This window comes from Parabacteroides chinchillae (assembly GCF_900108035.1).
Lineage (GTDB): Bacteria > Bacteroidota > Bacteroidia > Bacteroidales > Tannerellaceae > Parabacteroides > Parabacteroides chinchillae.
In genome coordinates this window covers 91,659-102,784 of the sequence record NZ_FNVS01000015.1, presented here as the reverse complement: position 1 = coordinate 102,784, position 11,126 = coordinate 91,659, and the positions used below count along the sequence as shown (strand labels likewise).

Sequence of the window (11,126 nt, the reverse complement as noted above, 5' to 3'; positions counted from 1 at the left end):
GATCCACCTCTTCCCATACCGAACAGAGAAGTTAAGCCTCGTCGCGCCGATGGTACTGCGTAACAGTGGAAGAGTAGGTAGCCGCCGTTTTAAAGGAGAGAAGGAGTCCATTCATCTGAGTGGACTCCTTTTTTAGTTTGTGAAGGTGACAGTTATAATATTTAAACTTTTATATTTGCAAAAACTAAAAATAACGAACATGAAGAAACTCTTTATTTCTATGTTAGCCTTACTCATTTCGGCTACGATTCAAGCTGGAGATAGTCCGCTGTGGATGCGCTATTGTTCTATATCACCTGATGGTAAAACAATTGCATTTACTTATAAAGGAGATATTTATACAGTTTTGTCGACAGGAGGAAAAGCTACACAACTTACAACAAATCCTGCACATGATATGCAGCCCGTATGGTCGCCGGATGGCTCTAAAATAGCCTTTGCCAGCAATCGTAACGGGAGTTTTGATATCTATATAATGGATAAAGAAGGAGGAGAACCTAAACAGCTTACTTCTCACTCTGCCAATGAGTATCCTGAAACTTTTACAGACAACAGCCATGTGCTTTACCTTGCTTCCATCCTGCAGGATGCAAAAGACGGACAATTTCCATCTTCTTTGTTTCCACAAGTATATAAGGTTTCTACGGAAGGAGGGCGTCCTGAATTATATTCTACGATGACGATGCAAAGTATCTCTATTAATAAGAAGGGGGATAAATTACTTTACCAGGATATGAAAGGATATGAAGACCCGTGGCGTAAGCATCATACATCTTCTATTACGCGTGATATCTGGCTTTGTACATTAGACGGCAATCGTGCTTATAAGAAAATAACTTCATTTCATGGTGAAGACCGTAACCCGGTCTGGTCGGCAGATGGAAATATATTTTATTATTTAAGTGAGAAAAACGGAAGTTTTAATATTTATAAAGCAGATATTTCCGGTAAGAATGAAAAGCAACTTACAAATCATACGACTCATCCGGTTCGGTTCCTTTCTGTCGATAACAATGGCACTTTGTGTTACGGTTATGATGGAGAAATCTATACGGTCAAAGAAGGGGCGCAGCCACAGAAAGTAAATGTGCAAATTATTTCGGATAAGGTGGAGAGCGATTTGATAAGCCGTTTGTTGTCGGAAGGGGCTACAGATATTGCTGTTTCGCCTAATGGAAAGGAAGTTGCTTTTATTGTGCATGGCGACGTATATGTAACTTCTGTTGATTATGAAACCACGCGCCAGGTAACAAATACTCCGCAACAAGAACGTGATTTGGATTTCAGCCCGGATGGCCGTTCGTTGGTATATTCTGCCGAACGTGAAAATACATGGGGAATTTATCAAACCAGCCTGGTTCGTAAAGATGATAAATATTTTACTTATGCTCCTGAAATCAAAGAAGAACCTTTGGTTGTGACTAATGAGACATCGTTTCAACCTATGTACTCACCTGATGGAAAAGAGGTCTCTTTTCTTGAGGATCGCACAACGTTGCGTGTAATTAATTTGAATACTAAACAAGTGCGTACAGTATTGGATGGAAAGTTCAATTATTCGTATGCAGATGGTGACCAGCAATACCAATGGTCGCCAGACAGCCGCTGGTTCATTGTTAAATATATAAGTGTGGGAGGATGGAACAATTCAGATATTGCATTAGTAAAAGCTGATGGTAGCGGGGAGGTTACAAATCTTACTGAGAGCGGTTATAATGATGCCAATGCCAAATGGGTACTTGATGGAAAAGCAATGATATGGCAAAGCGACCGTGCTGGTTATCGCAGTCATGGTAGTTGGGGTTCGGAAGATGACGTATATATTATGTTTTTTGATGGAGAAGCATATGATAAGTTCCGTCAATCAAAAGAAGAACTAGCCCTTTTGGAAGATGAAAAGAGTGATAGTAAGGATAGTTCCAAAGATGCTAAAGATAAAAAAGAAGATAAGAAAAAAGAAGATGAAAAAGCAAAACCGGTAGAACCTTTGACGTTTGACCTGGAAAATCGTAAAGACCGTGTTATTCGTCTGACTATAAATTCTTCAAACCTAGGGGATGCTGTACTTACTCCAAAAGGTGACAAGCTATATTACTGTGCTGCTTTTGAGAAAGGTTATGATCTGTGGATGCGCGATTTCAAAGAGAATACGACTAAATTGCTGATTAAAGATGTTGGAGCCGGCAGTATGTTTACGGATAAGAAAGGCGAGAATCTGTTCCTCGTTTCTAAAGGCCAATTAAAAAAGGTAGATATTAAAGACAGTAAAGTGGAACCTATAGCTTTTAAAGCCGAGTTTGCTTATCGTCCGGCTAAGGAACGCGAATATATTTTCCATCATATCTGGCGTCAGGTTTCTGATAAATTCTATGATCCGAAGATACACGGAATTGACTGGAAAGGATATGAGATTGCTTATGAAAAGTTTTTGCCTCATGTTAATAACAATTTCGATTTTCAAGAAATGTTATCCGAGATGTTAGGTGAATTGAACGGTTCTCATACCGGAGCGCGTTATCGTCCTGCACCTATTGCTCCGGCTACAGCTAGCCTAGGAGCTTTCTTTGATAACAACTATTCCGGTGATGGTCTGAAAATAGAAGAAATAATTGCAAAAGGCCCTCTTACACTTGCCGATAGTAAAATCACTACCGGTTGTATTATTGAGAAAATAGATGGGGTTGCAATTAAAGCCGGAGAAGATTATTATCCGCTTTTAAAAGGTAAAGAAGGAAAGAAGATTCTTCTGTCGGTATATAACCCTTCGACAAAAGTTCGTTTCGATGAACAAATTAAGCCTGTTTCTTATGGTAATTTGTCTGATTTGTTGTATAAGCGTTGGGTTGAACAACGCCGGAAGATGGTTGACGAACTTTCAGGAGGCAAGATTGGCTATGTACATGTAAAGGGTATGAATAGCGAAAGCTTTCGTGAGGTATATTCGGAAGTGTTAGGCCGTTGCCGTAATAAAGAAGCTTTGATTGTGGATACACGTCATAATGGCGGAGGCTGGTTGCATGATGATTTGGCAACCTTGTTGAGCGGAAAAGAATATCAACGTTTTATGCCACGTGGCCAATATATAGGAAGTGATCCATACAACAAATGGCTGAAACCTTCTTGTGTTTTGGTTTGCGAAGATAACTATTCCAATGCACATGGATTCCCATGGGTATATAAACATCTGGGCATTGGCAAACTAATTGGTACACCAGTGCCGGGAACGATGACGGCTGTTTGGTGGGAACAACAGATAGATCCTTCTATTGTATTCGGTATTCCCCAGGTAGGAGTACAGGATTTACAAGGCAATTATATGGAAAACCATGAATTACAACCGGACATTGAAGTTTATAATACACCTGAATCGCAAATGAAAGGTGAAGATATGCAACTAAAAGTTGCCGTACAGGAAATGTTGAAAACAATAGGAAAGTAATAAAAGAAGAAAGAACCGCAGAATTATTCTGCGGTTCTTTCTCTTTTATATCTGTTGTCTAGTTATAAGGAACAGAAAAACGAAACGAAAAAAGGGACGGTGAAGTCTACCAATATTCCGTGGAAAATAGATACAAATACTAGGTCTTTGCCAGAATAACGGGTGATAATGGGCAAAGTTGTATCCATTGTTGTTGCTCCTCCTGCACATATCGGTGCTAGTCGGCCAAAGTATTTTACAAACAGGGGAGCTCCTAGTAAGGCAAAGATTTCCCGTATGATATTTGCCATTAGAGCAATTGTTCCTAATTCGGTTGCCAGTTGAACTCCGAGGGTAGGTTCTTTCAATTGCGTGATTAAAATAGATGAAAGAGAGTAATAAGCAAAGCCGCTGCCTATGGCCAGGCAGTCGAATACGCTCCACTGCGTGAGTAATAAGCTGACAAGTGCCGAAAAAATTAAAGTCCCTATAATAGTAGCTAATGGAACAAGTAAAAGCTTAGGACGTATGCTGCATAGAATATCTTTTAGTTTCTTATCACACCCAATGCTGATCCCCACCTGGAACATCAGAAAATAAAGGACGTACATCGTAAGGTTGCCACTGATAAGGCTATCGGGCACAAGCTTACCCCATCCTATCAGGCAGCCAAGAGCAAAAAAACCTACAACAATTAAACTGCCCTTCATGCATTGCTCCTTTCTTTAAAAAAGAAACGATAAACGAGCCAGGCTGCTAATACACTTCCCGTCGTTGTAGCTAATGCAATTAATAATGCTTGTCCTCCAAGCGTACTCAGGTTGCTGACGATTGCATCGTTAGCTCCCACAGATACTCCTAAAAGAAATAATAAAAGTAAAATAGTGTAAGAGATGGGTTTTCCTATTTTTTGTAGAAATTCAATCTTCCGTAATAAAAAACCAACGGCAATTCCTCCGAACATAATTCCGATTACTGTAAACATCCTGCTTATTCCTTAATTTGAACCTTTGAAACTTTTTTATTGAAACGAACAGGAATATTCATTCCTTGGGTATTGACAGTTCCTTCCAGTTGATCGTCTTTTGTCATTTTAAAGATGAGCTCGATATAAGCTCCATCCAGATAAAAATTACATTTATACGTTTCAGCATTGCTGTCTTTTATTATTTCATTGATAGCAAGTTCTGACCCCCGGACTTTTGCTATAGCCGTCAATTTTCCGCTTTTTTCTTTAAAATGACAATCGCCATCCTGATACCCGTTAGGTGCCTGTGGTGCAGAAAAAGACCAATTACCTGCTAATTTCTTTGCGTCTTCTTGAGCTGAAATAGCCATACACATGAATATACACGTCAAAGTGTATATGATTCTTATTACATTCGTTTTCATAATTATTTATCCGAATTAAATTAGTGCACCAAAGATAATTAATATCAATCAGATAGGAAAGAACATTTTGACAGAATAGCCATAGTACTTTTTAGTGCAATATTTCGTGTCACCATAAGGCAATATGCCGGAAGATCATCGATAATCATCCATGTCGACCTTTGGCTCCATACTTTTAGCATAGCGTCTTGTACGATCTGCTCTGCTTGCTCCTTATTTCCCGTAATACGGAAAGCCATGCGGTACAGATTATTTTTTCGGAAGAAAATGGAGCAACAAGGTAGTATTGTCCTTTTTCACTATATTTGTAGAGTGATTAATGCTTAAATATTCAGAAGTTTAATAAAGATTCAATTAAATAATATCAAACAGTGAAAAGAACAACCTTATTATTTTCAACTGCTGTATTTGCTTTAATGCTAACCGGGTGTAAGCAGGCAACTACAACATATTCTCAAAACGATTATTTACAGTATGCCGATCCTTTTATCGGAACCGGATTTCATGGGCATACATTTCCCGGTGCAACACGTCCGAATGCACTGGTGCAACTTAGTCCGGATACTCATCTTTTAGGATGGGAAGCCAGTAGCGGTTATCATTATGACGATGATCGTATTTATGGATTCAGTCATACGCATCTCTCAGGTACGGGTATCGGAGATCTTGGCGATGTTGCTTTACTTCCTTATTCGGGAGAAGATTCTATTAAACCGGTAGCCACTTTTAAGAAAGATACCGAAAAAGCAACTCCGGGCTATTACGCAGTTCGGCTGGATAATTTTGGAATCAATGTGGAGCTCACAACTACGGATCGGGTGGGTTTTCATAAATATACGTATGATAATCCGAAAGAACGTAGGGTAATGTTAGACCTGGGGCATATACTTCAACCTAACTGGGGGCATAAAGTGATTGGTAACCAATATCTGTTTGTCAATGATTCTACAGTGGAGGGTACTGTGAAAACACAAGGATGGGCGCATTTTCATTCTGTTTCCTATCGCATTACATTCTCCGAACCGATAGAAACCGTTTATCAGTATATGGATGGGAAATTACGTAGCGATTCACTCTTTATATCTGTAAATACGGATAAAGACTTGAAGTTTCATTATAAGTTTCCCGAGAATAATCAACCGCTGTATGTAAAGGTGGGAATCTCTACCGTAGATACAAAAGGGGCAGCAAAGAATATGAGTGCCGAATTACCCGGATGGGATTTTGAGAAGACGCGTGAAGAATCTGCCCGGATATGGAATAAAGCTCTTAATCTGATTCAGATTGAAAGTGCAGATCCCAAAGTATTGGTTAATTTCTATACGGCACTTTATCATACAATGATATCTCCTTATGTGTATCAAGATGTAGATGGCCGTTATTTGGGCATGGATAAACAAATACATACAGCAAAACCGGGTTATGTTAATTACTCAGTTTTTTCTTTATGGGATACTTTCCGTGCATTGCATCCATTGATGACTATAATAAAACCGGAATTAGCATCCAATTGGGGAAATGTTTTGATTCAGGGATACAAAGAAGGCGGTATTTTGCCTAAATGGCCATTGGCTTCAAGTTATACAGGATGTATGGTTGGCTATCCGGCTATGTCCGTGCTTGCCGATCTTATATCGAAAGACCTTGCTGAAGGGGATATGAGCTTATGGTCGGAAGCAGCAACACGTTCTTCTGTTTATCGTCCGGATCTGGCTGAAAAGTTTAAAGGTACCCGGGAGCTTGACCTGATCACCATGCATCCGTATTATAAAGAGAAATATGGATTTGTTCCTGCCGATTCTGTTCCGGAATCTGTTTCCTGGGCATTAGAAATGGCTTATTACGATTGGTGTGTTTCGCAAATTGCCAGGAAGGCCGGCAATATGGAAATTGCCAATGAATATGCCAAGAAGGCTGAGTATTATAAAAAGTATTTGGATCCGGAAACAAAGCTAATGCGTGGAGTAATGGGTGACGGTTCATTCCGTACACCGTTTAACCCTCGTTATTCTTCTCACATGAAAAGCGATTATACGGAAGGTAACGCATTCCAATGGAGTTTCTTTGCTCCACATGATATGGATAACTTTATTAATGCTATCGGTGGTAAGAAAGAACTTGAAATGCGTTTGGATACTTTGTTCACGACTTCATCTGAAATAGAAGGAGAAGAAGCTTCGGCTGATATTACAGGCCTGATCGGACAATATGCGCATGGAAATGAGCCGAGCCATCATATGGCTTATTTATATAATTGGACCGATTCTCCATGGAAGGGACAGGAATATTTAGATTATATTATGCGGGAATTCTATACAAATGAACCTGGAGGTATTATCGGAAATGAAGATTGCGGACAAATGTCGGCCTGGTATATTATGAGCGCTCTTGGCTTTTATCAGGTATGTCCTGGTATTCCTGAATATACTTTGGGACGTCCAATGGTGGATCATGCAATAATTCATGTGAAAGGTGGCGAGTTTGAGATAGTAGTAAAAGATAATAGTCCGGCTAACAAGTATGTAAAGGAGGTAAAGCTGAATGGAAAAGTTTTTGATAGTCCTTTCATCTCGCATAAAGATATTGTAAAAGGCGGTAAATTGGAATTTACAATGAGTGCTACACATTAGTTAGATAATATCTATTATAACGCAAGAGAGGCGGCAGGCTGGTAATAATGTTTACCAGCCTGCCGCCTCTCTTGCGTTATTGGAAAATGGTTTGATATATAAATCTTATACTAATGGATATGGTTATAAATTTGTGCTAAGGCATTGTAGGGTAACTTTTGTCGGACAGAAATAGAATATCGCATGAATAAATGTGAAAATTAATAAGATTTGTCTTTGTGTTTAAAAAAAATATTTTGGCATTTGTAATGGAACAAGGTACGACTTAGTTCTAATCGAACTAAGTCGTACCTTGTCTTTTCTTGGTCTTTTTTTTAAAAAAAGAAGCTTTTATGCTTATGAAATTTATAAATCAAAGATTTTTGTCAAATAAAAGTATTAAAATGTTTCTTGGTTATGTCTTTTTTTCATTCCTTTGCAACGGGAAAACGAGTGAAAACCATATAATGTTATTTAAGTTCGATTAGAACTTATTTTTTAGAGAATGGTTAAAGCTATTAAAAAATTGAGTGTTGCGAATACTACTAACAGTTAATAGATATGATTATGAAAAGTAAGCTAACGTGGTTAATGCTGTTTTTATGCTTGGGGATAAGCATATCAATAGCACAGACAAGTTCTGTAAAAGGCGTTGTTATTTCTGGTGATGATGGGATGCCTATTATTGGCGCATCTGTTTTGGTAAAAGGAACATCGCAAGGTACAATTACTGATTTTGATGGTAAATTTGAATTGTCGATACCTTCTGATTCCAAAATATTGGTTATATCTTATGTAGGTATGGAAACACAGGAAGTTCCTGCACAACCTAATATGAGAGTTGTTTTAAAAAGTAGTTCCGAAGCATTGGATGAAGTAGTGGTGGTTGCTTATGGCACAGCTAAAAAGTCCGTGTTTACAGGTTCTGCTGCTAGTGTGGATAATAGTAAAATTCAAACTCCCAGCGCTTCATTTGATAAATCGTTGCAAGGACAGGTTGCAGGTTTGCAGGTTATGTCTTCATCAGGACAACCGGGATCTACATCTTCTTTCCGTATTCGCGGATCCGGTTCTTTGAATGCTTCAAACGAACCTTTGTATGTTGTTGATGGTGTGCCCATCTCTGCAAATACAAAGTATAGTAAGTTGGCGGATGACAACGACAATACATCCAGTATTCTTGCAACTCTGAATCCTCAGGATATTGAAACTATAACAGTTTTAAAGGATGCGGCAGCTGCTTCACTATATGGATCACGTGCAGCTAATGGTGTTGTTTTAATTACTACCAAAAATGGTAAATCGGGTAAGGCAACAGTGTCTTTCAATGCCCAATTCGGTTTTTCCTCTGTTCCGAAGGCTTATGATATGATGAGTTCGTCTCAATTCTATGATACAAAGTTCCGTTCATATTACGAACAAAAACTGGCTGCCGGAGCTACTCCTGCAGAAGCTGCAGCTGCAGCAAATACATTAACACAGGGCGCAATTACTTTTAACCCATATAATATGGATCAACCTTATGATGCTAATGGTAATTTAGTTAATGGAGCACGCATTATTGTTGATACAGATTGGCAGGACGAGATATTTAAAACTGCATTTACCCAGGACTATAATATTAATGTAACAGGCGGTAACGAAAAGACCAGCTATTTCTTTTCAACAGGTTACCATGATCAGGATGGTGTAACTCCGTCTGCAATGTACAAACGTTATTCAGGAAAAGGTAATGTAACTACAGAAATAACACCTTGGTTAAAAGCTGGTATGAACGTAACTTTTTCTCATGCTATCCAGAATATGGAAGTAGGTGGTGGAGCCGGAGCTAGTCCATTGTACAATGCTTTATTGTTCCCCAATGGCGTTCCTGTTTATTTGACAGACAGCAATGGCAATCCGATTCTTGATTCAAACGGTAACAAACAGTTTAATTTTAAGAACCCTACTTCTTTGGATTTTAACCCTATTGCTATTCCGAAGATGGATATCAATCAAAGTAAGAATTATCGCTTTCTTGCATCTGCTTTTCTGGATTTCCAATTGTATAAAGGCTTAAATTTCAAGACTGTATTTTCTCCGGATTATATCCACTATTCGGAATTAAAATATTGGAATAAAGATCACGGTAACGGACCTGCTTATGGTGGACGTTCAGACCGTTATAATACAACGGATTTGATGTACACGTCTACTAATACGTTGAATTATAACACTCGTATTGCAGATAAACATAACTTGAGTGCTATGCTTGGTTTTGAGTATTGGCAGAGTGAATATGAAAGAACAGAAGCTGGTGCTACTTCATTCCCGCTGAACGGAATGCACGAACTTGGTTCAGGTGCATCTGCATTGGCTCCACAATCTAAGACGACGAAAGAGGCTTTGATCTCTTATTTGGGTCGTGTGGAATATACATATAATGATCGTTATAATTTCTCAGTAAGTTTACGTAGTGACGGTTCTTCCGTATTCGGGAAAGATAATAAATGGGGTACTTTTTGGAGCGCAGGTGCTTCCTGGCGTATGGAACAGGAAAACTTTATGAAGAACCTGACTTGGATAGATCAGTTGAAACTTCGCTTGAGCTACGGTACTTCCGGTAATAATCAGGGACTTGATCGTTACCAGTCATTAGGCCTCTGGGACACTGGCGCTGACTATATTTATGGTACAGCTTCCGGTACAGGTCATACACAGCTTGCTAATCCATATTTGCGTTGGGAAAAACAGGCAATGTTTAATATTGGCGTAGACTACCGCTTCCTGAATCGTTTTTATGGATCTTTGGAATATTTCCATAAAAACTCAAAAGACTTATTGTACAACTATCCGCTTGCCGCTTCTAATGGTTTTGAATCTATTATGATGAATATGGCCAAAGTTGCCAACTATGGTGTTGAGTTTACTTTTGGCGCCTATATTCTTCGTGATACTCCTGTAAAATGGAATGTAGACTTTAACTTATCTGCAATCCGTGACGAAATTAAGGATATAGTAGGTGACGACCAGATAATTTCTTCTACTAAAAAGATTTGGTCAAAGGGGAGTAGTCAATATGAATTCTATATGCCTACATGGGCGGGCGTAGATCCTAAGAATGGCGACCCTTTATGGATTAAGGTCGATGCTAACGGAAATCGTACGACTACAAATGTTTACAGCCAGGCAACTTATGAAAAACAAGGACGTGCTACTCCAGACCTCTATGGTGGTTTAAGTACAAGTCTTTCTTATAAAGGTTTTGACCTGTCTATCCTGTTTGCTTATAGCTGGGGTGGTTTGGTATATGACGGTTTGTATTCTCAGGTTATGCATGATGGTAATCAGGCTGGTGCACAGATGCATAAGGACGAATTGAATGCATGGACTCCTACGAATACAAATACAAATGTTCCGAAGTATTCAAATAATAATACAAATACTTCTAACGGTGTATCTACCCGTTATTTGTATGATGCAACGAATATTAAATTGAAGAATATTACGTTGACATACAATTTGCCTTCACGTCTGGGTGCTTTCTCCAACGTGGTGAAGGGTGCTAAAGTATTTGTAAGTGCAGATAACCTGTTTACATGGTTTAAAGATGACTGGAAAGGATATGACGATATTGACATCTTTGGTGTTGGTGGTTATAATGACTTGACTACGATCCCTGTGCCCCGTACATTTACAATGGGATTCAACCTGAACTTCTAATCAAA

7 protein-coding genes and 1 rRNA gene are annotated in these 11,126 nt (G+C 38.9%); 4 read left to right on the top strand and 4 right to left on the bottom strand.

Translation table 11 applies throughout. The annotated features are described in order from the left end of the window. Positions 1 to 90: ribosomal RNA gene (rrf, locus tag C4S38_RS12340) — 5S ribosomal RNA — on the top strand; the annotation flags it as partial. A 109-nt stretch (positions 91 to 199) separates the two neighbouring features. Then, positions 200 to 3,439 (top strand): S41 family peptidase, encoded by a 3,240-nt coding sequence (locus C4S38_RS12335; protein WP_103983959.1) that lies wholly within the window; start codon positions 200 to 202, stop codon positions 3,437 to 3,439. Between the two features lie 62 nt (positions 3,440 to 3,501). Here the strand turns inward: C4S38_RS12335 and C4S38_RS12330 are convergent, their stop codons facing one another. The 4 genes from C4S38_RS12330 to C4S38_RS12315 form a co-directional block, all read right to left on the bottom strand. After that, positions 3,502 to 4,128 (bottom strand): lysine exporter LysO family protein, encoded by a 627-nt coding sequence (locus tag C4S38_RS12330; RefSeq protein ID WP_103983958.1) that lies wholly within the window; start codon positions 4,126 to 4,128, stop codon positions 3,502 to 3,504. Then, a complete protein-coding gene (locus tag C4S38_RS12325; RefSeq protein WP_099464608.1) occupies positions 4,125 to 4,403 on the bottom strand; it encodes a LysO family transporter in 279 nt (92 codons plus the stop codon). Before C4S38_RS12325 ends, C4S38_RS12330 begins: the two co-directional genes overlap by 4 nt. Positions 4,404 to 4,408: 5 nt before the next feature. Next, positions 4,409 to 4,756 (bottom strand): hypothetical protein, encoded by a 348-nt coding sequence (locus C4S38_RS12320; protein ID WP_146059483.1) that lies wholly within the window; start codon positions 4,754 to 4,756, stop codon positions 4,409 to 4,411. A gap of 98 nt (positions 4,757 to 4,854) precedes the next feature. Then, complete coding sequence (locus C4S38_RS12315) at positions 4,855 to 5,049, bottom strand: sigma factor (RefSeq protein ID WP_103983956.1); 195 nt, start codon at positions 5,047 to 5,049, stop codon at positions 4,855 to 4,857. Between the two features lie 132 nt (positions 5,050 to 5,181). Here C4S38_RS12315 and C4S38_RS12310 point away from each other — a divergent pair, with 132 nt between their 5' ends. After that, the gene (locus C4S38_RS12310) at positions 5,182 to 7,440 is read left to right on the top strand and encodes a GH92 family glycosyl hydrolase (RefSeq protein WP_200817973.1); all 2,259 of its coding nucleotides are present in this window, start codon (positions 5,182 to 5,184) and stop codon (positions 7,438 to 7,440) included. Between the two features lie 546 nt (positions 7,441 to 7,986). Continuing rightward, entirely contained in the window at positions 7,987 to 11,121 is a 3,135-nt protein-coding gene (locus C4S38_RS12305) for a SusC/RagA family TonB-linked outer membrane protein (protein ID WP_234999370.1), read from the top strand. Positions 11,122 to 11,126 lie beyond the last annotated feature (5 nt).

Excerpts from the sequence above, each read along its gene's own strand:
- C4S38_RS12315 (WP_103983956.1), bottom strand. The coding sequence starts at position 5,049 with ATGGCTTTCCGTATTACGGGAAATAAGGAGCAAGCAGAGCAGATCGTA.
- C4S38_RS12320 (WP_146059483.1), bottom strand. The coding sequence starts at position 4,756 with ATGGCTATTTCAGCTCAAGAAGACGCAAAGAAATTAGCAGGTAATTGG.
- C4S38_RS12335 (WP_103983959.1), top strand. The coding sequence starts at position 200 with ATGAAGAAACTCTTTATTTCTATGTTAGCCTTACTCATTTCGGCTACG.
- C4S38_RS12325 (WP_099464608.1), bottom strand. The coding sequence starts at position 4,403 with ATGTTTACAGTAATCGGAATTATGTTCGGAGGAATTGCCGTTGGTTTT.
- C4S38_RS12305 (WP_234999370.1), top strand. The coding sequence starts at position 7,987 with ATGAAAAGTAAGCTAACGTGGTTAATGCTGTTTTTATGCTTGGGGATA.
- C4S38_RS12330 (WP_103983958.1), bottom strand. The coding sequence starts at position 4,128 with ATGAAGGGCAGTTTAATTGTTGTAGGTTTTTTTGCTCTTGGCTGCCTG.